A 22,584-nucleotide genomic window follows, 5' to 3' on the forward strand; every position below is an offset into this window, starting at 1 on the left:
ACATCCGCCTGGAGGTCATCATGACTACCGTCCGCAGCACGTATCCCCGCGGCCGTTCGGACGCGGGACAACGGGTCGCGAGCCCGTTTACAGATCTCGCACAGCAAGTCCGGGACCGAGGTCTCCTACGACGCCGCTATGGGTACTACTGGACGAAGCTGATCGCAGCTCCGGTGGTCGTCGCGGCGTGCCTCGCAGCGTTTGTGTGGATCGGTGAGTCGTGGTGGCAGCTGGTCACCGCGGCGGCACTGGCGGTCGTGTTCACTCAGATCGCGTTCTTGGGGCATGATGCCGCGCACCGGCAGATCTTCTCTTCAGGGAAGTGGAACGATTGGGTGAGCATCGTCCTCGGGGACCTGCTCGTGGGCATGAGCTACGGGTGGTGGCAGCACAAACACACTCGCCACCACGCCAACCCGAACAAGATCGATGCTGATCCGGATATCGAACTGCCCGTGATCGCCGTCACGCCGGAGACTACGGCGAGGCACCGCAGTCCCGTGGTGCGATGGTTGCGCGGGCATCAAGGCCTGCTCTTCTTTCCGATCCTGCTGCTTGAGGGGCTGTCGTTGCATGCGTCGGGCGTTCGGCGCGTTCTCTCGGCTGGCAAGCTTCCGCGGCGGTGGGCGGAGATCCTCTTCCTGACAGTCCGGATCGGAGGGTACTTGCTGCTGGTGTTCGTGGTGCTCTCCCCAGGGATAGCGTTCGTGTTCCTTGCTGTCCAGCTGGGGTTGTTCGGGTTCTACATGGGCATCTCGTTCGCGCCGAACCACAAGGGCATGCCCATCGTGCCGCGCGACATGAAACTGGACTTCCTCCGCCGCCAAGTGATGATGAGCCGCAACGTTCACGGAAGCCGTGCCCTAGACGTGCTCATGGGGGGCCTGAACTATCAGATCGAACACCACCTCTTTCCCTCGATGCCGCGCCCGCATCTGCGTCGCGCGGCCCCCATCGTCGCCGCGTACTGTCACGACAACGGGGTGCCGTACGCTCAGGTCGGACTGCTCACGTCCTACAGAATCGTGGTCCGCTACATCAACCGTGTCGGACTAGGAGAACGCGACGTCTTCACCTGCCCGCTCATCCAGACGCGGACTGCCATCGGCGCGTAGACCACATCATCGACGCCATCGACAACAGCGACCTCGCGCTCCCGGGGAGGTTTTGAATGGCGAAGTATCGATATCAGGCCGTGCGTGCGCTCCAGCCATCCCCGGAACACCGGACAACTGAAGATGTGTTCAGCTCCAGTCGAATCGTGCGCCGGTGCGAGTAAGGTCCTAGCCAAGCGCGTTCCGCGCGTCTCAGAAGATCGACGGATGCGGAGCCTGTCGACATCACCAACGCTGAGCGCCATGTCTGGGGCGAGGTGTCTGATGGGTGGCGGCTGCTCGATAGCCCGCAGTTCTCCGTGATCGAGGCGCGAGTGCCGGCGGGGGCCGGCGAAGAGTGGCATGTGCACGACTCGGCAACGCAGTTTTTCTACGTGCTCGAGGGCACCGCTCGGATGCAGGCTGCCGAGCGTACTGTCGACCTCGCCGCCAGACGAGCGTTGAGGTCCCGTCCGGACTTGCCCACAGGCTCTTCAACGCTGCCGAGGCAGAAACTCGATTCCTGGTGATCATCACTCCGAATATGAGGGGTGCCTCAGAGGGCCCAGGGGACGCCGCTGACGCGCGAGGGCGAAAGCTCGACACATTCGCTCGACAGAAATCGGACGCTATGCCTGATTCGCGGTGATTTGCGCTGATTGGATGACCCCACGGAGAGACCCGGTCAGCCAAAGATTGCGCAAACCAGCACAAGCTTTGTAGTAGGGGCGCCTGGCTCCCGGAGGTCGCAGGTTCAGCCGCAGCGGGCAGCGGGCAGCGAGTCAGAGGAGTTCGGCCCCCAGGCGCTCGATCCGGGTGCGGATGTCGTCGCGGATGGGACGGACTGCTTCGATGCCCTGCCCTGCGGGGTCATCGAGCTTCCAGTCCTCGTAGCGCTTCCCTGGGAAGAGGGGCAGGCATCTCCGCATCCCATCGTGATCACGACGTCCGACGCCTGGACGGCTTCGGTCGTGAGCACCTTCGGCGCCTCCGCCGTGATGTCGATACCGAGCTCGGCCATGGCGCCCACCGCGATCGGATTGATCTGACCGGCCGGCATGGACCCGGCGGGGGTCGAGACACGAATGGGCGCCCCGAGGGACGCCCATTCGAATCGTTGCCGCAGGTCAGTTGCCCGCGGAGTCCAGCTCGATCAGCTTCTGGACCGCGGCAGTGAGGCGCTCGTCGGCCTCGGCGAACTTCGCGAGGTCACCCGCCTTGAGCGCGGTCTCCCGGTCGACCAGGGCCGCCTGAGCGGCCGCCAGTGCGTCCGCCTGGGCGTCCGTGGGCTGCGAGGGCTCCGTGGGGACCTCTCCGGTGTCCGGGACCTCGGCGTTCGGATCCGGCTCCACCGTGTCATCACCGCCGGTCGCACCGGAATCACCGCCGAACAGCGTGTCGAGCGCTTCCGTGAGCGTGTTCTCGAACGCGACGCGATCACCGAACGCCACGAGCACCTTCTGCAGTCGCGGCAGCTGGGTTCCCTCGGACGACTGTACATAGACGGGCTGCACGTAGAGCAGACCGCCACCGACGGGCAGGGTCAACAGGTTTCCGTAGATGACCTCCGACTCCCCCTGCTGGAGCAGGTTGAGCTGGGGAACCACCGAGGTGTCGGAGTTGTACGTGTTCTGCACCTGGCCGGGACCGGGGACCGTGGTGTCGGTGTCGATCTCGAGCATGCGCAGCTGGCCGTAGCCGTCCGCTTTCACGCCCTTCTCCGACCCCGCATCGGAATCCACCGCGAGGTAGCCCATGAGCACGTCACGGCTTCCTCCCGCGCCCTGCGAGTTCGGGATGAACGTGGAGAACATCGAGAATCTCGGGGCGTCCTGACCCGGCATCTGCATGGTCAGGTAGTACGGCGGCTGCAACATCGACTCGCTGCGCGGATCGTTCGGCGTCTGCCAGCGGTTGTCCTGCTGAGCGAACGATCCGGCCTTGTCGACGTGGTAGACGCCGAGGATGTCGCGCTGCACCTTGAACAGGTCGGTCGGGTAGCGCACGTGGCTCATGAGCTCACCGGACATCTCGCTGATCGGCTTCAGCGTCGACGGGTAGACCTTCTGCCAGGTCTTCAGCACCGGGTCCTCGTCGTCCCACGCGTACAGCGTCACCGAACCGTCATACGCGTCCACGGTCGCCTTGACCGAGTTGCGGATGTAGTTGATGTCGTCGATGGCGAGCGTCGGCGACGGGATGTTGGAGTCGGCGATCGCGTCCGACAGGCTCACGCTCGTCGAGTACGGGTAGGTCTGGCTGGTCGTGTAGCCGTCGACGATCCAGACGATACGGCCGTCCACCACGCTCGGGTACGGGTCGCTGTCGAGCTCGAGGTACGGCGCGACCTTCTGGACGCGCGTCTTGGGGTCGCGGTCGTAGAGGATCTGCGAGTCCTCGTTGACGAGGTTCGAGAACAGGATCTGCTCGGACTGGAACTTCAGCGCGTAGAGCAGCTTCGTGAAGGTGTCGCCGATCTTCGGACCGCCGTCGCCCTCGAACGTGGTCTTCGTCTCGCTCGAGCCGTCCTTCCCGCGCGGGTAGTCGATCTCCGCGGGCTCGGAGCCCTTGGGAGCGCCGACGATCGAGTACTCGGGCGAGTTCTCGCCGAAGTACACACGCGGTTCGAAGTTCTCGCGGTCGGACAGGAAGCCCGAGGTCGGGATGCCGCGCTCGAGGAACACGGGCTCGCCGTCGGTGGTGCGCTGGTTGCCCGCGGCGGCCACGAGACCGTAGCCGTGCGTGTACACCGCGACACGGTTGTTCCAGTTGTCGCCGTCGCCGAGGCCCGACATGTCGAGGTCGCGCACAGACACCACGGTGTCCTGCATCTTGCCGTCGATCTCGTAGCGGTCCACGTCCATCGTGGTCTGGAACTGGTAATAGCCGCGGTACTGCTCGAGCTGACGCACCGTCGGCGGGATCACCTTCGGGTCCATGATGCGCGTCGAAGCGGTGGTCTCGGCGTCTGCGCGCAGCTGGCCGGCCTCGGCGTCCGTCTTGGCGGCGAACGGCGTGGTCTCGAGGTCTGCGACCCCGTACGCCTCCTTGGTGCCGTCGATGTTCCGCTGGTAGTACTCGGCCTGGTAGGCGTTCTGGTTCGGCTTCACCTGGAACGTGGTGACGACCCAGGGGTAACCGATGCCCACGACGAGCGATGCCACGATCAGCAGGGCGGTCGCCGCCAGCGGGAAGCGCCAGCGCCCGATGACGGCGGTGACGAAGAAGAGGATCGCCACGACGGCGGCGATGATGGCGAGGATCGCGAGGCCGGGGATCGTCGCGTTGACGCCCGTGTAGGCCGCACCGGTGATGCGGTCATCGGGCTCGACGAGGGTCTTGTACTGGTCGAGCCAGAGGCTGGCGGCCTGCACGAGCAGGTAGAGGCCGGCGATCACCGCGAGCTGGATGCGGGCGGGCTTCGAGATGCGCAGTTCGCCCTGACCGATGCGTACCGAGCCGTACAGGTACGACACCAGCGCGGTCACCAGCAGCGAGAGCAGGAGCACCGCGGAGACGAACGCGAGCAGGATCGAGTAGAACGGCATCGCGAACATGTAGAAGCCGGTGTCGATGCCGAACTGGGGGTCGACGTCGGACGTCGCCACACCGTTGGCCCAGAGCCAGACCGTCTTCCACTGCCCGGCGGCAGCGAAACCGGCGAAGAGACCGAAGAAGATCGGCATGCCCCACATCGCCAGGCGACGGAGCGGTTCGATGACCTCCTGGTAGCGGTCCAGCTGCGAACTGAGCCGGACGTACACGGGACGGAGCCGGTAGGCGAGCTGGATGACGACGAACAGCGGCACGGCCATCCCGAGGAAGCCGACCACGAACATCACCGCCGTGGCGATCCACTGCGTCGTGAGGACGCCGGTGAAGCCCACCTGGTCGAACCAGAGGAATTCCGTGTAGAGGGAGGCGAACACGAAGAAGACCGCGATCAGTGCGGCGATGATCACCAGTGAGATGCCGAGGATACGTCGGGACGTTCGAGGCGTGGCCGGATTCGGAGCTGAGGGCGAGGAGGTCACCCCTCCATCCTAGGCATCGCTCATTGTGCGCAGGCTGTCATCCCGGTCACGGGGCGGTCACGGCGTGGTCGCAGCAGCTTCCGCGCTCACCGGTCGGCGACGTCGCACGTCGGGAGCGCAGCGACGTCTCCGTCGTCGGCGATCACCTGCAGGGCGGCCAGCGACTCGTCGAGGGTCGCCGTGCGGATCACCCGAAGCCCGTCGGGCACATGACCCACGACCTCGTCGCAGTTGTCGGCCGGCGCGAGGAAGTACTCCGCTCCGGCATCTCTGGCGCCGTAGAGCTTCTGCCGGATGCCGCCGATCGGGCCGACGGTGCCGGCCGCGTCGATCGTTCCGGTACCGGCGATGTCCTTGCCGCCGTTGAGCTCGCCCTCGGTGAGCGTGTCGATGATGCCGAGTGCGAACATCATCCCTGCGCTCGGCCCGCCGACGTTGTCGAGCTGGATCGTCACGTCGATCTCGAAGTCGTAGTCGGTGCGGAGGGTGATGCCGATGAGCCAGGCGGTCTTGTCCCCCTCGGTGTGCTCCTCCGGGGTGACCTCGACGGTCTGCTCGGCGCCGTCGCGCACCACGGTGAGCTGCACCGGGGCTCCTCCCGCCGACTGGATCGCCTCTCTCAGCTGGGTGGCCGAGGTGAGGGCCGTGCCGTCGATCGCGGTGATCACGTCGTCGGCTTCCAGGACGCCGTCGGCCGGCGAGTCCGCGACGGCATCGACGACCACGACCTGCGCGCCGGTGTCATAGCCGAGCTCGTTCAGCGCTGCCGCCGTCGCCTCGTGCTGGGAGTCGACCATCAGCGTGGCGTTGCGCTCATCGCGCTGTTCGGTGGTCACGCCCTGGGGGAACACGGAATCGAGCGGGACGACCGCCTTCGACGAGTCCATCCAGGCCAGAGCGAGCTCGAACCAGCTCGGAGTCCGCTCACGGTTGCCGACGACCTGCACCGTGGTCAGATCGAGGGTGCCGGCGGTCTCGAACGTCTCCGCGCCTTCGACGCTGATGAGCGGCACCTGCTCGCCGTCCGCGCCCTTCGCGGTGCCGAGCGTGTCGTACACCGGCCCCGGCCGCTGGATCACATAGGGCGACGGAAGGAAGGTGAGCAGGACCAGCGCGAGGAGCGCGACGATCAGCGCCCAGACTCCGAGTCCGAGCTTCCCAGACCGCGTTCGATCCACTGCATTCCTCCGTCGTTCGCGAGCGGCGTACACCGATCTGCCCGCATCGGGTTCGCGCGCAGAAACCTGTGACTAGCGTAGATGCCACGGCAACAGAACTGCTGAGAGGGCGAGTGACATGGCAGACAACGACCCGACACCCGAGGACTTCCAGGAGTTCCTGCGGAAGATGCTCTCGAACCAGGGCGGCGGGGACATCGACCCCGAAGCGCTTCGAGGCGCGTTCGAGGGGATGGACGGATTCACCCTCGACCCGGCGATGATGCAGACCATCATGTCGCAGCTCCAGGGCGCCTTCGGCGGTGATCCGTGGGAGAACGCCCTGCGCCAGGCCCTGTTCATCGCCAACCGCGACGGGCAGGGAGTGACCGACGGTTCCCGCACCTCGCTCGCCGATTCCTTCGCGCTCGCGAACCTGTGGCTCGGCGAGGCGACGACGATCTCCGAGCTCTCCGAGGCTCCGACGGCGATGACCAGGGGCGAGTGGGTCGAGAAGACGCTCCCGGTGTGGAAGGAGATCGCCGACCCGGTGTCGACGAGCATCGCCGACGCCCTGACCTCGGCGTTGGACACGCAGGTGCCCGAGGACATGCGCGGCGTCGTGCAGGGAGCGGGGAAGCTCATGCGGGGCCTGGGCGGCTCGGTGTTCGCCGCGCAGTTCGGGCAGGTTCTGGGAAACCTCTCGCTCGAGGTCGTCTCCGGTGGCGACGTGGGAATCCCCGTGCTCCCTGCGGGGACCGCGGCCATCATCCCGCAGAACCTCACGGCGTTCGGGGAGGGGCTCGAGATCCCGGAAGACCAGATCGCGCTGTACCTCGCCACCCGCGAACTCGCCTACGCGCGGCTCTACCGGCACGCGAAGTGGCTGCACCTGCACGTGATGGCGCAGATCACCGACTTCGCACGGGGAGTCACCGTGGACGTCGACGCTCTGGAAGACGTGGCCAGTCGCCTCGACCCCTCCGATCCCGAAGAGCTTCGCGCGGCCATCGAGGGCGGCGCGCTCCTCCCCGTGCAGAGCGAGGCGCAGCGCGAAGCCCTGACCCGTCTCGAGAACCTCATCGCGACGATCGACGGCTGGGTGGACGTGGTGACCGCCGAGGCGACCTCCCGTCTGCCGGACGGCGCCCGTATCGCGGAGGCCGCTCGACGCCGTCGTGCCGTGGGCGGACCGGCCGAGGACGCGCTCGGCGCGTTGGTCGGACTCAAGCTCCGCCCCCGTCGGATGCGCGAGGCATCCGCGATGTGGCAGGCGGTGACGGATGCTGTCGGCATCAGCGGCCGCGACTCGCTGTGGGACTACCCGGACCTCATGCCGACCGCCGAGGACATCGACGACCCGAGCGGGCTCGTGGCTCGCCTCCAGGCCGCAGAGCGCGGCGAGCAGCCCGTCGCCGACGAGTTCGATGAAGCACTGGCCCGCCTGCTCGACGGCGACGACTTCTCGCAGGGCAGGCCCGCGGACCAGAACTCCGCGGATTCGGACGGAGACGACGACGCAGCGCCGGAGGGCGACCGACCGGTCTGAGCACGACGGGTGCGGTCGTGGGAGCTCCCTCGACCGCACCCGCCCTCCCCCGTCTGACGGATACGGAGGAGTTCTCCACCGATGCCCGCAGACGGCCCCGCACCGCCCGGTTCCTCTCCACAATCGGAGAGATGCCGTTGACTCCTCCGCTCCTCACCCGCCTGGACCCGGGCTCTCCGCTGCTCTGGCGAGATGAGCGCACGCTCCAGCTCGGCGACGATGACGGTCCCCGCTTCGACGCCGCGGAGCCCTGGGTGGAGCGGTTGCTCAGCCGGCTGCGCTCCGGGTTCCGCCGCGGCTCCTTCGACGTGATCGCCCATGCGGCCGGCGCACCGCGGGAGGCGGCACGGATGCTCCTCGCTCGACTCGACGCGCTCCTGGTCGACGACCCCGCGCCCGCCCGATCGGCCTGGGTGGAGAGCATCGGTCTCTCGGACGGCCGCGGCGAATATCGCATGCGGGAAGCGCTGACGGACGAAGGAATCACCCTGGTCGAGATCGGTCGGCGACCCGGTGTCGGTGTCGTGCTCGTGAACGGAGCGACCGCCGCGCTGCAGTTCGCCCGCTTTCTGCGCGAGGACACCGCGCACCTGCCCGTGTCGTTCGAGCCGGGCAGGGTCACCGTCGGGCCGCTCGTGGTTCCCGGCGCATCGGCGTGCCTCGCATGTCGCGACGCCCATGCCCGAGACCTCGAGCCGGCCTGGCCGCTGCTGCACGCACAGATGATCGGCCGAGACTCCGGTCCGATCAGGGCTGCGCAGGTCGCCGAGGCCGGGCGACTCGCGGCTGTGCTTCTCGCCGACGACGCCACGGCCATCGGACGCACGGTGCGGGTCAGCGCTGACGGCTCGCTCGCGTGGCGTTCGGTGACGTTTCACGAAGAATGCCGGTGCCGCGGCCCGTGGTTCCCATCTCGGCGAGGAACCGAGACGGTGCGCGCTCTCCCCGACCCGCCGATCTCGACCATGACAGCGCCAGCGTCCGCGCGGCGCGCGTGACACCGACGTACGCCAGGCGGCGCTCCTCGTCGACCGCCTCGAACGTCGTCGCGTAGGAGATGGGCAGCGACCCCTCCGCCCACCCGGCCAGGTAGACGTGCGGCCACTCCAGGCCCTTGGCCGCGTGCAGAGTCGACAGGGTGACCGTGCGCATCGTCGGCTCGTGCTGATCCTTCGCCCGCGCCATCAGGGCGTCGCTGAAACTGCGCAGGTCCGAGTCGGGACCGGCTTCTTCCGCGAGCCGCAGAATCGCTCGCCGGGCCTCCCACCCGTCCCGTTGCGCTCCTCCGGCAGCGGGCGGCTGTTCCGTGAGTCCGAGCTCGCGGAGCACGCGCTCCACTCCGGCGAGGAAACCCTGCTCAGTCGGGGCGACGGCCGCAGCGCGAAGGGCGAGGATCGCCTGGCGGACCTCCGGCATCGAGAAGAACCTCGTCCCCCCGAGGACCGTGGTCGCGATGCCCTCGGCGGCGAGCGCCTGCTGCAGCACGGCGGACTGGGCATGAGCGCGATAGAGCACTGCGATCTCGTCGGGAGAGGTGCCGGCTTCGATACGGGCGGAGATGCCGGCGGCGATCCCCGCAGCCTCCTCGCCCTCGGTGTCGTACGCGGTGATCGTGGGCGCGTCCGCAGTGAACTGCTCGCGCGCGGGTACGAGTTCGAGCGCGCCGGGACGACCCCGCATCAGCGCATTCGCCGCGGTGAGGATCGGCGGCTGCGAGCGGTAGTTGGTCTCCAGTCGCACCACCGTGGCGTCGGGGTAACGGCGCTCGAACTCGAGGAGGAACCGCTGCTCGGCCCCGGCGAACGAGTAGATCGTCTGGCTGGCGTCACCCACGACGCAGATGTCGTGCCGGTCCCCGAGCCACAGCTCGAGCAGACGGTTCTGCAACGGAGACACGTCCTGGAACTCGTCGACCGTGAAGTGACGGTACTGCTCATGGACGGACGCGGCCACGCGCGGCTCGGCCTCGAGCATGCCGGCACAGGCCAGGAGCACGTCTTCGAAGTCGAGCTGACGGCGGTCGTCCTTGAGCGCCTCGTACCCGCGCATCAGCTCGACCAGCTGCGTCGCGTCGACCCCGGAGACCGGCCGACCCAGCGCGGCGTACTGGTCGATCGAGAGCATCGAGACCTTGCGCCACTCGATCTCCGAGGCGATGTCCCGCAGCGTCGCGGTGCTGGGCCGGAGGCGGATCGCATCGGCAGCCTGCCCGAGCATCCGCACCTTGTTGTCGATGATCGACGGCGCGGGCGAGCCGGCCAGAGTGGGCCAGAAGAAGTTCAGCTGCGCGAGTGCCGTCGCGTGGAAGGTGCGAGCGGCGACGCCCTCGACGCCGAGCGCGCGCAGCCGTCCGCGGAGCTCCCCCGCAGCCTTCGCCGTGAAGGTCACGGCCATCACACGCGACGGCGAGTAGGCCCCCGTGTCGACACCGTGGGCGATGCGGTGGGTGATCACCCTGGTCTTGCCTGTTCCGGCTCCCGCGAGCACGACGACGGGACCTCGCAGCACGGATGCCGCCGCCCGCTGCCGCTCATCGAGGGCATCGAGTGCGCTCACGCCTTGTCCTCGTACCAGTCGACGATCAGCGCCCGAGCGATCGATGCCGGTCCTGGAAGCCCGACCGGTCCGTCTCCGGCGAGCGCGGATCCGATCTCGGCACGTGTGAACCAGCGGACCTCGATGATCTCCTCGCCGTCGGCGCGCGCGGTCGTCTCGTCGTCGACGACGGCGCGGAAGCCGACCATGAGCGACCGCGGGAACGGCCAGGGCTGCGAGGAGCCGTATCGGAGGGCGGACAGACGCACACCCGACTCCTCCTCGATCTCACGGTAGGCGGTGGATTCGAGGGACTCCCCCGCTTCCGTGAACCCCGCGAAACAGGAGAACATCCGCCCGCCCCAGTTCGCGTTGGCGCCCAGCAGCAGGCGCTGGCCGTCCCTGCTCTCGACGGCGACGATCACGGCGGGGTCGGTGCGGGGGAAGTGCTGCCGTCCGCAAACGAGACAGCGCCGGGACCAGCCCGCCTGTCGGAGCTCGGTCTCCCCTCCGCACGTGGGGCAGAACGCCGCGTCCTGAAGCCAGCCGGCAAGCGCGATCGCGCTGATGAGCAGCTCGGATTCCTGGCCGTCGATGCGACCACCCAGATCGCGCAGTCCCAGCCAGATCTCGTCCGGCGCCGTGTCGAGAGCATCGTTCTCCGGCGGGGCGGCCGCGAGGAGCAGCAGGGTGCCGTCGAGATCGCGCCCCAGAAGCGCCCAGCTCGCCTCCACGACGGCATCGGGTGCGACGCGCACGAGTGCGGAGTCGACGACTCTGACACGACCTTCACGGACCACGATGACGCGCGTCGCCGGGTCGTCGCGGAGACGGGCGAGCGCATCCGGTTCTTCGCGGAGTTCGGCCGCACGGTCGAGGGACGGGCGCTGAATGGTCATCGACTCCCTCTTTCACGGGCGTGGCGGAGGCGGGACCGCCCCTGAGCCGACCTAACCTGGGGGCATGGGACGCTCTCCTTTCACTCTAGCCGCGGCAGTGACCGCCGCACTGCCCGGGGCGGAGGTCACGGGTGCCCGTGGTCTGAGCGCGGACGGCGAGGGCCGGTTCGACTCGGCCATCGCCACCCTGGCCGATGGCCGTGAGCTCGCGATCCGCGTCGCAGACGACGACGAGACGGCGCGCGAACTCGCCGCCGAGGCGATCGCGCTTCGCGCTCTCACCGACGGCGCTCGAGCGATGCTGCCGTTCCGGGTGCCGGCCTACATCGGGGAGACCCGACTCGGCGAGGGACGCGCGCTCGTCACCGAGCTGCTGCCCGGGTTCCAGATCGACGCGGCCCACGTGCCGGCGGGGCGCGGGGCTGCCCCGTCGATGGGGTCAGCGATCGCCGCGGTGCACAGCATGCCCACCTCGGTGGTCCGCGGGGCGGGACTGGCCACACGCACGGCCGAGGAAAGCCGCGCCGAGCTGGATCGCCTGATCGACACGGCCGCATCGACGGGGAGGGTTCCCGCGCGTCTCACCGTGCGATGGCGCGACGCCGTCGCCGACGACGACCTGTGGCGCTTCGAGTCCACCGTCGTGCTCGGCGGCTTGCAGTCGACGTCCTTCCTGTTCGAGGACGACCCCGAACGCGGCCCCGAAGTCATCGGGCTCCTGGGCTGGCATGGACTGTCGATCGGTGATCCTGCGGTCGATCTGTCGTGGCTCTCCGCGGCACCCGAGGCGTCCGACGATGTCCACGCCGCGTACGCCGGCGCACTCGACCGCGCACCGGACGCCGGCCTCGAAGTGCGTGCTCGTCTGCTCGCCGAGCTCGAGTTCGCACGGTGGCTCGTGCACGGCGACGCCATGCATCGACCGGATATCGTCGACGACGCGGCCGCGCTGCTCGAGGCTCTCGCCGAGGGTCTGCGTACCGATGACCTGAGCGTGATCGATGCCCGCAGCGCCGGAGTCGACTCTGCCATGGACGCACTCGACCGCGTGCCCCGAGACGCCGTGACCGAGGTCGACACGTCGATGCAGACCGACGCCTACAACCCTGAGGAGCTGTGGATCGACGTTCCGGCCGAATCGGAGGAGGGCGCGACCGACGCGACGTCCACCGATGTCGTCGAACCGCTTCGCAGCGGTGCCGACGGCCAAGGACAGGAGCGGGACGACAGCTCCCACCGCGCCGGGATGCTCGATCTCGAGACCGAGGACCTCTCCGAGGCTCGGAGCATCTTCGCCGGCAGCCACAGCACCGATGCCGCGGACAGGCACGGCGCTTCCGTGTCGCACGCGGAGACCGCGTACGACGAGGACGACTCCGAGGAGGCTCAGCGCGCCGCGCGAGCGGCACTCCAGCGCTGGAAGAGCTCCTCCTCCGAGTAGATCCGATCGCCGCGGATGATCAGGTCGTCGGCCACGTAGTACAGCGCGACATCGATCTCCTCCAGCGGTACGTCGAATCTGCGGTGGTACGCGAGACGGTAGAGCGCGAGCTGCAGCATGCGCTCCTCCCGCTCGGCGGCGGTGCGCGGGGCCTTGCCGGTCTTCCAGTCGACGATCTCGACGCGGCCGCCGCGGTCGGCGCGCCGGTACACGGCATCGAGCTTGCAGATGACGATGTGACCGCCCGCCGCCTCGTCCGAGGAGAGGCCTGCGCCGAGCGCGAAGTCGATCTCGATCTCGACGGCGATGGGCTGCAACCCGCCCCACTCACTGCGCTCGAACGTCGCCTGCAGCACGGCGAGGTCGGCGGCGTCGGCGGTCGTTCCGCGCCCCTCCCCCGACGCCCTCGTCAGGTGCTCGGCCTCGATCGGCGCCTCCTCCTCATCGAGCTCCCAGAGCGCCTCATCCACACGGCTGCCGACGCCCACGAGCTCGGACCGCTGCTCCACCCAGGCGTGGAACAGCGTGCCGAGGCGGGTCTGCCGGTAGGGCCGCTCCGGCATCGGCCTGACGATCGACGAGAGGGTTCCGGAGAAGTCGGTGACGTAGTCCTTGAACCTCGAGGCCGGCACGCGCGTCGGCGCTTCCGCATCGGCACCGCGCTGTCTGGCCGCACGCTCGGCGAGCAGACGAGCGAGCTCGATCGAGGGTTCTGCCGTTCCCCGGAGCGTGGCCTCTTCGACAGCCGCTGCCGCCGCGGACACGACACCCCGCCGAGCGCCCAGCGGGTCGAGGGGCCAGCGGAGCGTGGAACCGGGGCCCTCGTACGGATTGTCGTCCGGATCGACCTGATCGATTTCCTCGAACCCCTGCGCCTCGATGGCTTCGAGCAGATAGGGACTCGGCGTGCGCGGGGACTTCTGCCCCGCCCAGTGGGAGCCGCTCAAGAGCAGATCGGTCCGCGCACGGGTGACCGCGACATACGCCAGACGTCGCTCTTCCTGCTGCTGATACGCCCGGTACGCGTCTTTGAAGCGCTTGATCGCGCCCCCCTGCGGATTCGCCTTGGTCGCGCCGCCGGAGAGCGATGCCTGCGCGAGCTTCTGACGCTTGACGGGGTCGGTCTCGTCGCCCATCGCCCCGACGGGGTCCCACTCGAAGCGGGGTAGCGCATCTCGGTCGCCGCGCAGAGCGAAGGGAACGACGCCGAACCCGAACCACCCTGAGGTGTCGGAGACACGGCTCGGAAGCTCGTCGACCACGAGTCGGACGACGGCGACGGCATCCCACTCCAGGCCCTTCGAGCCGTGGATCGTCAGCAGCTGCACGACGCCGGGTTCCGGCGGCTCCGGCCGAGGCATGAGCTCGTCCGTGCTCTCCGCCTTGTCGAGCCAGGCCAGCAGACTGCCGATGCTCCCCCGGTCGTCGGCGGCGAGGAAGGCCCTGACCTCGTCGGAGAACGCGCGCAGCTGCGTCGCGGCGATCCGGGCAGGCCCTCTGGTCTCGTTCGCCGCCAACTCGATGTCCAGCCGTAGTTCGAGCTCGATCAGGCGGATCAGCTCCGGGATCGGCTGCGAGGACGCTCGTCGCAGACGCTCCAGCATCTCGCCCGCGGCGCGCACGCGTGCCCGCCCGTCCGGGGTGATCGCTTCGAGCAGTCTGTAGTCGTCGCGCACGGCCCTGACCACGTCGACGGCGTCGATGATCGACACCGCCTCGTCGGCGCCCCGCGACCCGCGCAGCCGCGAACGGATCTCCTCAGGCAGCGGAGCCATCGCGGGGTCACGCTCCGAGAGCGTGCGCCCGAGGTCGTAGAGCGCCGCCATGTCGGCCACCCCCACGCCGAATCGCGGCCCGGTGAGCAGTCGGATGAGCGCCGATCCCGCCGTGGGGTCGTGCACCACGCGGAGCGTCGAGACGACGTCGACGACCTCCGGCGTCGCCAGCAGTCCGCCGAGACCGAGGATCCGATGCGGGATCCCCCGGGCTGCAAGCGCAGCCGCGAACGTCTGCATGTGCCGCTTCGAGCGGAACAGGATCGCGCCGGTGTGCGGCTTCGTCGCGTGTGCCGCTGCCGTGTCGCGAGCATCGTGTGCCGCTCGACGCTCGGAGAACCACTCCGCCACGGCTGCTGCCTCCTCGTCGACCGTGAAGGGGTACTCCACGGTCACGGTGCCCTCTCCCGCCCCAGGACGGGGTTCGAGCGGGGGCACGTCGAGCCCGGGCCGCTGGAGCGGCTCGAGCACCCGGTTCGCGATCCCGAGGATACGGCGGTCGTTGCGCCAGCTGGTCATGAGGCTGTAGGTATGCGCCGCGCCCGTGCTCGAGAACGTGCCGGAGAACGCGTAGAGATTGTCGGCGCTCGCCCCGCGCCAGCCGTAGATCGACTGGTGCGGGTCGCCCACGGCCATCACCGCCGAGTCACGGAAGAGCTCCGCGAGGAAGCGGGTCTGGATGACCGACGTGTCCTGATACTCGTCGAGCAGCACCACGCGATGCTGCTCGCGGAGCTCGGCGCGCACATCGGGCGCCGACTCGACGATGTCGTACGCGCCGCCGACCTGATCGGCGAAGTCGAGCACGCCGCGACGATGCTTCTCCGCGATGTAGTCGCGCACCAGGCTCGACAGCGTCGGAAGACTGAGCAGGTTCACGGCCGCCTTCTCGACATCGCCGTTGCTCCGGTAGGGCTCGAAGGCGAGGGCCTGCTCCCGGGCGATGCGCTCGGCGAGATCCAGGTCCACACGGTGGTCGAGGGCGTCTCCGGCGAGCCGCTGCACCGCATCGATGACCGTGCCGAGCGCGAAGTCGATGTTCTCCAGCTCAGGGAGATCGCTACGCAGCACGACCTCGCGCGCGAGCATCCAGGAGGCCGCCTGGCTGAGCATCGCCACGTCGGGGTCTCGCCCGATGCGTGCAGCGTGCTCGCGGACGATGCCGTCCGCGAAGGCGTTGTAGGTCGAGACCCGAGGCCGGATCATCAGGTCCTCCGCCGCCCGAGGGATCACCGGGTCCCACCCGGTCCCGCACTGGTCGGCGAGCTCGTCGAGCACGTGTGCACGGACCACCTCGCGCTGGCGGCCGGGCGCCGCCTCCTCCACCCTGCGCAGTGATCCGTCCGCCACGATCGCCGGGAGATGGGGCAGGAGTCCACGACGACCGTACTCGTCGATGACCGCGAGCCGATGGCCGATCCGCTCCGCGAGCTCACCCGCAGCCTTGCGCGTGAAGGTGAGGCCGAGGATCTCGTCGCGGCGCACGTGCCCGTTGGCGACGAGCCACACGACGCGCCCCGACATCGTCTCGGTCTTCCCGCTGCCGGCACCCGCGACCACGAGCGCAGGTTCCGGGGGCGCCTCGATCACACGTTGTTGGGCGGGGGTCGGCGAAGGCTGGCCCAGCGCCGCGGCGATGTCGGTAGCGGAGATCGAGGCGCCGGCGCTCCACCATGCGCCGTTCTCCCCCGTCACGAGCTCACCGCCGGCACCGTGTGAATACGGCAGGGATGCACCCGACGCTGGGTGTCGGCACAGTGCGATTCGACCTGCGCTGTGAAGCTCGAAGCCGACATGCCACGCGCCGCATCCGATACGCGCATCAGGAAGGCCGAGCGCGACTCGTCGTCGAGCGTGTGCTGATGGGCGATGCGGTAGTCGCTCTTCGCGAGGGTCTTCGAGACGATCACGAGCCGCGCTCCGGCGAGTGAAGCCGGCGGCGCCCCCTCGACGAGTCCCTGCTGCACCGCGATCTGATAGGCGGCCAGCTGCGCATGCTCGAGCACGCCGGAGTCGGATTCCGGATCGTTCTTGCCCGTCTTCAGATCGACGACGACCGTCGGGCCCTCCGGACCGCCCGACATGGGCTGCCATCCGCGGCCTCGCGCCGCCGCATGCTCACCCGCGCCGGCGGGGTAGGCCTCCACCCGGTCGATGTAGCCGTGGATGATCGCCTGATTCGCCCTGCTCTCCCCCACCGCATGCACGGTCGGCACGACATCCTCGTCCTCGCCGCTCGCCCCCGCCACGTCGACGGCGAAGCGGAACTCGACCTCGCTGCCGATCACCCTTCCGCCTTCCCGACGGACGTCGCCCAGGTAGGCGTGCAGCCTGTCGACGAGCAGATCGGCACGGCGTCGCTCCTTGCGTCCGATCCATTCGGTCTCGAAGTCGAGCTCCGGCCACTGCTCGGCCACGATCGCCCGCATCTGCTCCAGGTCTCCGTCGGGAACCCGCTCCATCGCCTCGTGCACGATCGTGCCTATGCCCGCCGTCGGCGGCATCACGGTGTCGCCGCCGAGTGCCGAGACGACCCAGTTGAGACCGCACTCCTCGTAGGACTCCATCTTCGAGGGCGAGACCCGCGCACCCGTGACCGCGAGGTCGCGCAGCGGCGCATCGGTGGAGACGGGCGTCACTCCGTACCATTCGGCGGGGTCCGCACCCGGGACCCCGCCGCGGGCGAGGACGGCGAGCTGCGCAGCGGCGACTCGCCGCACGGGTTCGGCGGATGTCGTGGTGAGGGCGCGTCGGTGCCGTGCGACCAGGCCTCGCAGGGTGAGCGGATGCTCCGCCGAGGCATGCCGCTCAGGCGGCTCGGGAGCGGGCAGGAAGCCGAAGAACGGACTGGGAGTCAGATCGTCGTCGTCCACCGCAGTGATCAGGAGCCGATCGCGCGCACGTGACACGGCACGGACGAACAGACGCAACTCGTCGTGGAGCGCAGCTCGTCGCCGGTCGAGGACGCCCGGCGGCTCGATCGCCATCCCCGTGCGGACGGCCTGGATCGCGTCGGGCAGACGCCACGTCTGCAGCAGTCCACCGCGAAGGCGCACATTCGGCCAGATGCCGTCCTGCACGCCGGCGACGACGACCGCATCGAACTCGGTGCCGAGCGCCGTCGCAGGGGTCAGCAGCGTGACCTTTCCCGGCCGATCGGGAGTCGACAGCGAGTCCTCGGGAACTTCGCTGTCGAGGATGTCCCGTACGAACACCTCCGGCCTCTCGTTGGGGGTGCGTTCGACGAAGCGCTTGGCCGCGTCGAACAGCGACACGAGCGCGTCGAGCGAACGCGCGGTCTCCGCCCCCGTCGGCAGCAGCGAGATCTCGCGCCAGGCGACCTGAAGTCGACGCCCGTCGACGGCTCGGGCCTGGTCCCACACCCGCCAGAGCAGGTCGTGGATCGTCTCGCCGGCATCCGCACCGCTGGCGAGAGCCTGGATGGTCTCGGCGAACCTCTCCGCAGTGCGCGACTCCGGAGCGTCGATGAGAGTGAGGTGGGCAGGATTCGCCATCGCCTGCCGCAGCAGCTCCCGCGCGGGGGTGGAGCCGCCCTGCTCGAGCTCGACGTGTCGGAGCCGGGCGCGCAGGCGCCGCAGCCCGATGGCGTCCATCCCCCCGAACGGGGTGCGCAGCGCCTCCTCGAGCGCGGTCGAGGTGCGCTCTTCGACGGGCGTGAGAGCCAGACGAACGATGCCGACGATGTCGCGCACGATCCCCTCGCTGCCGAGCGGGCGCTGCACACCGGCTGCGCGCGTCGGGATCTCCCTGGCGGCGAGCTCGGTCTCGAGCGTGGTCACCTGCCGGGTGTCGTGGGCGATGACCGCCATCCGATCCCACCGGATCCCTTCGGAGAGGTGCCATTCGCGCATGACACCGGCGATGCGATCGAGCTCTTCGTAGGGAGACGGGGCGATGAACGTGGAGACTCCGGCGTCGACGTCATCGGCGGTCGCCGGCACAGGCGCCCGCCGATGCTCGACCCGCCCCGACACGCCGATCGCCTGCGTCACAGTGCGGGTGAGCGCCGTGAGCGCCGGACGTTGACGATGGGGGCCATCGAGCACGTGCACATCCCCCAGCACCCCGGCGAGCTGCGCGAACAGCTCGGGGCTGGCTCCGCGGAAGGAGCCGGAAGAGATATCCGGATCGCCGAACGCCAGCACGGCGATCCCCCGACTCCGCAGGGCCTTCACGACCGATATGCCGCCGCGGGTGAGCTCCTGAGCGTCGTCGATGAGCACCACGCGCAGCGGTGCCAACGGGCCGAGAGTCGCCGGATCGGCCGTGTGCAGGATGGCGCTCGCCTCGCTGAGCAGGTCGGCGGCATCGCGATGTGCGGATCTGAGGGCGTCGAGCACGGCTCGGTACTCCACGAGGAACTCCGCCGTCGCCGCCCACACGGCGTTGCCCGATGCACGAAGCTCCGCAGCGTCCACCCCGAGCTCGGTGCACTCGGCGAGGAAAGCGCGCAGCTCGGAGCGGAATCCCTTCGACGCCCGAACCGACGCGCTCAGGCTCTCCGGCCACGGGATGCGCATGTCCTCCGCGTCACCGGCGAGGAGCTCGGCGATGATGCGGTCCTGATCCGCGCCCGTCAACAGCGCCGGCGGCTCGGACCCTTCCTTCACCATCGCCCCCCGCACGAGCTGGAAGGCGAACGAGCCGAGCGATCTCGCGAGCGGACCCGGCGTGGCCTGCCCGATCCTGACTCCGATCCGGTCGCGCAGCGCCGTCGCCGCCTGACGGTTCGGGGTGAGGGCGAGCACCTCTTCGGGGCGCAGGGCGTCTGCATCGAGAAGGTGGACGACGCGGTCGATGAGGGTGCGGGTCTTCCCCGTTCCCGGTGCGCCGATGATGACACCGGACGCGTGCGACTCCGCGGCGATCACAGCACGCTGAGCGGAATCCGGTGTCATGACATCAACGCTATCCGGACGCGCGGACATCACCGTCCCCACCCGCCTGAGGCCGCCCGCAGCCATGGTGCCTTCCCCCTGTGCGCTCACGGCGAAACAGGCCGCGACGGCCGATCCCGGCCTGTACTCCCGGGGTAGAGTTGGCGCAGTCCCCGAACTTCAAGGAGCACGCGTGGAAATCCGCATCGGCATCATCAACACCGGCCGTGAACTGAGCTTCGACACCGGCGCAAGCGCCGAAGAGGTGCGCACCCAGGTCGCCACCGCCCTCGAGCAGAGCGCGTCGCACGTGAGCTTCGCCGACGTGAAGGGCAACTCCTACATCGTCCCGACCGCGAACCTCGCGTACATCGAGCTGGGCACCGAGGAATCCCGCCGCGTCGGCTTCGTCGCCTGACCCGACGATGTACATCCTCCTCGCACTCATCGGCGCGTGCGCTCTCGGGATCGCCGCACATTTCCTGATCGGCGGTCGTGAGCTGCGCGGTGTCGCTCTGACCCCCGCCATCGCGACCGCGGTGGCTGCGGTCCTGTACACCGCCCTGCAGTGGGCGGGCGTGGGCGAGGACAGCATCTGGCTGTGGCTCGCGAGCGTCCTCGGAGCCCCCATCGTCGCCGCACTGGCGACCGTGGCGATCACCGGGATGCGCAAGCGCGCCGACGCCCAGAAGCGAGTCGCGCTGGGAATCTGACCGCCGTCGGAATCTGACCGCCTCGAACCGACCGCGCGTGTGGCGATGTCGGGTCAGGACGCGAGTCCCATGGCGTCCATGCGCCGTGCGTGAGCGCCCATGAGCTCGGTGTACACCGGCTCGATCCGCTCCTCGTCGACGTCGAGACGCTCCGGCCGTAGCGCCGAGCGACAGACGAGGATGGTGTCGCCGACGAGACGGCGGGCCCACATCGACAGCAGCGACCGCCACTCCTCATCGCTCTCGATGGTCTCCTGCACGATGGCGACGATCTCGTGCCTGGCATCGTCCTCGCGCAGGATCTGCGCCACGCGGTGCCCGGTCTCCCCGTAGCTGGAGGCCAGCGCGAGGTAGAAGTCGTCCAACATCCCTGCGGTGATGTAGACGGCGAGCAGCGTCTCGCGAGGGCGGGCGCCGATGGTCTTCCGACGGAACGCATCGAGGTTCTCCCGGAACGGCAGCATCAGCTGCGTCGGGTCGTCCCCCCGCTCCGCGATGAGCTCCACGATCCCGCGGTGCTTGGTGAGCGCGGCTCCGGCTGCGCGCGAGAGCGACTCCTTCTCGGAGAGCTCGGGTGTGGCACGGATGAGACGCGTCAGCGTCTCGAAGTAGCCCAGCTGCAGATAGGCGGCCTGTCCGAGGAAGCGGTTCAGCTCGGGGGCGAGCTCGGCGAAGTCGATGCGCGTCGCATCTCCCTGCTCTCCCCTGCCGCGCAAGGCGAGGGTGCGTCGCGGCGCCGCATCGCGCTGCCAGAACCACTTAACCACGAGGTCGTCCTCCCGAGTCCACCACGACGTTCACAATACTCGTGCGGAAGCCCTCTTCCCGGCCTGCGGCACCCCTCGGGTAGGCTGGGCGTGTCCCCGCCGTCGGAGCGGGGCCCCGCGCCTGTGGCACAAGAGACGGCGTGGATCCGTGAACGTGGCGATCCCGCAGGGTCGCCGGACAGGCAATCTGAACAAAGTGACAACTTTCGCCGATCTCGGCATCGATCAGGACATCGTCGACGCACTCGCCGCCAAGGGCATCGTGGACGCGTTCCCCATCCAGGAGCAGACCATCCCCCTCGGCCTTCCCGGCCAGGACATCATCGGTCAGGCCAAGACGGGAACCGGCAAGACCTTCGGTTTCGGCATCCCGGTCGTCCAGCGTCTCGGCAAGGACCCGGAGCACGGCGTCAAGGCGCTCATCGTGGTGCCGACCCGTGAGCTCGCGGTGCAGGTGTACGAGGACATCGACCTGCTCACCAGCAACCGCTCCACCAGCGTCGTCGCCATCTACGGCGGAAAGGCCTATGAGGGCCAGATCGACCAGCTGAAGGCGGGAGCGCAGATCGTGGTCGGCACCCCCGGCCGACTGATCGACCTCGCCGGCCAGCGCCTGCTCGACCTCTCGAACGCGACCGAGGTCGTGCTCGATGAGGCCGACAAGATGCTCGACCTCGGCTTCCTCGCCGACATCGAGAAGATCTTCCAGAAGGTGCCGGCCGTCCGCCACACGCAGCTGTTCTCCGCGACCATGCCCGGTCCGATCGTCGCCCTCGCGCGTCGCTTCATGTCGAACCCGATCCACATCCGCGCCAACGACCCCGATGAGGGCCTCACGCAGGCCAACATCAAGCACCTCGTGTACCGCGCTCACTCCATGGACAAGGACGAGGTCATCGCCCGCATCCTGCAGGCGGAGGGGCGCGGCAAGACCGTGATCTTCACCCGCACCAAGCGTGCGGCGCAGCGGCTCGTCGATGAGCTGAGCGACCGCGGTTTCAACGTCGGCGGCGTGCACGGAGACATGGGCCAGGACCAGCGTGAGCGTTCGATGGCCGCCTTCAAGGCGGGGAAGAAGGACGTGCTCGTCGCGACCGATGTCGCCGCTCGAGGCATCGACGTCGACGACGTCACCCATGTGATCAACCACACCATTCCGGACGAGGACAAGACGTACCTGCACCGCGCCGGCCGTACCGGCCGCGCGGGCAAGACCGGGATCGCGGTCACCTTCGTCGACTGGGAAGACCTGCACAAGTGGGCCCTCATCAACCGGGCCCTCGAGTTCGGTCAGCCCGAGCCCATCGAGACCTACTCGTCGAGCCCGCACCTGTACGAGGACCTCGACATCCCCCAGGGCACGAAGGGCCGCCTGGTGTCGGCGCCCAAGACGGAGTCCGTCAAGACCGAGCGCAGCCGTCGCCCCGAGCGGGCGACCGACGCCGCGGCGGAGGGCACCGACGAGAGCGGTACCCGTCGTCGCCGGCGTCGCCGCAACAGCTCGACGCCCGTGGGCTCGACGTTCGCCGAGGGCGCCGCGTCGTCATCCAGCGGCGAGGGAGAGACCGCGCCATCGTCCGATCGCGGAGCCGAGGGCGCAGGGACCCACGACGGCGCTGGTAAGGAGCACCACGACGGCAAGCCGGCTCCCGCACGCCGTCGCCGCCGTCGCCGCGGGGGTTCCGGAGCAGGGGCCGCTCCCGTCGCGGGAGCCTGAGTCGT

General features: G+C 69.0%; 14 protein-coding genes and 1 pseudogene. 7 read left to right on the top strand and 8 right to left on the bottom strand.

Features of this window, described 5'->3' with window-relative positions; genetic code table 11:
• Positions 1 to 20: 20 nt before the first annotated feature.
• Together ABRP18_RS11365 and ABRP18_RS11370 are read left to right on the top strand one after the other, a co-directional pair.
• On the top strand, positions 21 to 1,115 hold the full coding sequence (locus ABRP18_RS11365; protein ID WP_349884665.1) for an acyl-CoA desaturase: 1,095 nt from the start codon (positions 21 to 23) through the stop codon (positions 1,113 to 1,115).
• 314 nt (positions 1,116 to 1,429) lie between these two features.
• Entirely contained in the window at positions 1,430 to 1,624 is a 195-nt protein-coding gene (locus tag ABRP18_RS11370) for a cupin domain-containing protein (protein WP_349885354.1), read from the top strand.
• A 252-nt stretch (positions 1,625 to 1,876) separates the two neighbouring features.
• On the opposite strand, the pseudogene ABRP18_RS11375 reads toward ABRP18_RS11370, so the two are convergent.
• The 3 genes and pseudogenes from ABRP18_RS11375 to ABRP18_RS11385 form a co-directional block, all read right to left on the bottom strand.
• Positions 1,877 to 2,220: pseudogene (locus ABRP18_RS11375) on the bottom strand (heat-shock protein HtpX).
• Position 2,221: 1 nt separating this feature from the next.
• The gene (locus tag ABRP18_RS11380; protein ID WP_046749543.1) at positions 2,222 to 5,128 is read right to left on the bottom strand and encodes a UPF0182 family protein; all 2,907 of its coding nucleotides are present in this window, start codon (positions 5,126 to 5,128) and stop codon (positions 2,222 to 2,224) included.
• 86 nt (positions 5,129 to 5,214) lie between these two features.
• Positions 5,215 to 6,306, bottom strand: coding sequence for a PDZ domain-containing protein (locus ABRP18_RS11385; protein WP_349884666.1), 1,092 nt, complete (start codon positions 6,304 to 6,306; stop codon positions 5,215 to 5,217).
• Positions 6,307 to 6,424: 118 nt separating this feature from the next.
• Between ABRP18_RS11385 and ABRP18_RS11390 the strand changes: the two genes are divergently transcribed.
• Positions 6,425 to 7,834, top strand: a complete 1,410-nt coding sequence (locus ABRP18_RS11390) for a zinc-dependent metalloprotease (protein ID WP_349884667.1) — start codon at positions 6,425 to 6,427, stop codon at positions 7,832 to 7,834.
• 834 nt (positions 7,835 to 8,668) lie between these two features.
• On the opposite strand, the gene ABRP18_RS11395 is transcribed toward ABRP18_RS11390, so the two are convergent.
• Positions 8,669 to 10,390, bottom strand: a complete 1,722-nt coding sequence (locus ABRP18_RS11395) for an ATP-dependent helicase (protein WP_113681867.1) — start codon at positions 10,388 to 10,390, stop codon at positions 8,669 to 8,671.
• On the bottom strand, positions 10,387 to 11,268 hold the full coding sequence (nudC, locus tag ABRP18_RS11400) for an NAD(+) diphosphatase (protein WP_349884668.1): 882 nt from the start codon (positions 11,266 to 11,268) through the stop codon (positions 10,387 to 10,389). Before nudC ends, ABRP18_RS11395 begins: the two co-directional genes overlap by 4 nt.
• A gap of 64 nt (positions 11,269 to 11,332) precedes the next feature.
• Between nudC and ABRP18_RS11405 the strand changes: the two genes are divergently transcribed.
• On the top strand, positions 11,333 to 12,709 hold the full coding sequence (locus ABRP18_RS11405; protein ID WP_349884669.1) for a hypothetical protein: 1,377 nt from the start codon (positions 11,333 to 11,335) through the stop codon (positions 12,707 to 12,709).
• Here ABRP18_RS11405 and ABRP18_RS11410 read toward each other — a convergent pair.
• Positions 12,655 to 16,179 carry an ATP-dependent DNA helicase gene (locus tag ABRP18_RS11410; RefSeq protein WP_349884670.1) on the bottom strand — a complete coding sequence of 1,175 codons (3,525 nt, stop codon included), beginning with the start codon at positions 16,177 to 16,179 and terminating at the stop codon, positions 12,655 to 12,657. The two genes, ABRP18_RS11405 and ABRP18_RS11410, sit on opposite strands and share 55 nt — an antisense overlap.
• On the bottom strand, positions 16,176 to 19,403 hold the full coding sequence (locus tag ABRP18_RS11415; RefSeq protein ID WP_349884671.1) for an ATP-dependent DNA helicase: 3,228 nt from the start codon (positions 19,401 to 19,403) through the stop codon (positions 16,176 to 16,178). The genes ABRP18_RS11410 and ABRP18_RS11415 overlap by 4 nt, the downstream gene beginning before the upstream one ends.
• A gap of 172 nt (positions 19,404 to 19,575) precedes the next feature.
• Between ABRP18_RS11415 and ABRP18_RS11420 the strand changes: the two genes are divergently transcribed.
• Together ABRP18_RS11420 and ABRP18_RS11425 are read left to right on the top strand one after the other, a co-directional pair.
• The gene (locus ABRP18_RS11420; RefSeq protein WP_045263100.1) at positions 19,576 to 19,800 is read left to right on the top strand and encodes a DUF3107 domain-containing protein; all 225 of its coding nucleotides are present in this window, start codon (positions 19,576 to 19,578) and stop codon (positions 19,798 to 19,800) included.
• Positions 19,801 to 19,807: 7 nt separating this feature from the next.
• Complete coding sequence (locus ABRP18_RS11425; protein ID WP_046749550.1) at positions 19,808 to 20,095, top strand: hypothetical protein; 288 nt, start codon at positions 19,808 to 19,810, stop codon at positions 20,093 to 20,095.
• 53 nt (positions 20,096 to 20,148) lie between these two features.
• Here the strand turns inward: ABRP18_RS11425 and ABRP18_RS11430 are convergent, their stop codons facing one another.
• Positions 20,149 to 20,862, bottom strand: a complete 714-nt coding sequence (locus ABRP18_RS11430) for a ferritin-like fold-containing protein (RefSeq protein ID WP_058631835.1) — start codon at positions 20,860 to 20,862, stop codon at positions 20,149 to 20,151.
• Positions 20,863 to 21,058: 196 nt separating this feature from the next.
• Between ABRP18_RS11430 and ABRP18_RS11435 the strand changes: the two genes are divergently transcribed.
• A complete protein-coding gene (locus ABRP18_RS11435; RefSeq protein WP_058631852.1) occupies positions 21,059 to 22,579 on the top strand; it encodes a DEAD/DEAH box helicase in 1,521 nt (506 codons plus the stop codon).
• Positions 22,580 to 22,584: the final 5 nt, after the last annotated feature.

The organism is Microbacterium sp. WHRI 7836, from assembly GCF_040223885.2.
Taxonomy (GTDB): domain Bacteria; phylum Actinomycetota; class Actinomycetes; order Actinomycetales; family Microbacteriaceae; genus Microbacterium; species Microbacterium oxydans.

Coding starts and splice junctions, on each gene's coding strand:
- ABRP18_RS11365 (WP_349884665.1), top strand. CDS start 21: ATGACTACCGTCCGCAGCACGTATCCCCGCGGCCGTTCGGACGCGGGA.
- nudC (WP_349884668.1), bottom strand. CDS start 11,268: ATGACCATTCAGCGCCCGTCCCTCGACCGTGCGGCCGAACTCCGCGAA.
- ABRP18_RS11415 (WP_349884671.1), bottom strand. CDS start 19,403: ATGACACCGGATTCCGCTCAGCGTGCTGTGATCGCCGCGGAGTCGCAC.
- ABRP18_RS11390 (WP_349884667.1), top strand. CDS start 6,425: ATGGCAGACAACGACCCGACACCCGAGGACTTCCAGGAGTTCCTGCGG.
- ABRP18_RS11405 (WP_349884669.1), top strand. CDS start 11,333: ATGGGACGCTCTCCTTTCACTCTAGCCGCGGCAGTGACCGCCGCACTG.
- ABRP18_RS11425 (WP_046749550.1), top strand. CDS start 19,808: ATGTACATCCTCCTCGCACTCATCGGCGCGTGCGCTCTCGGGATCGCC.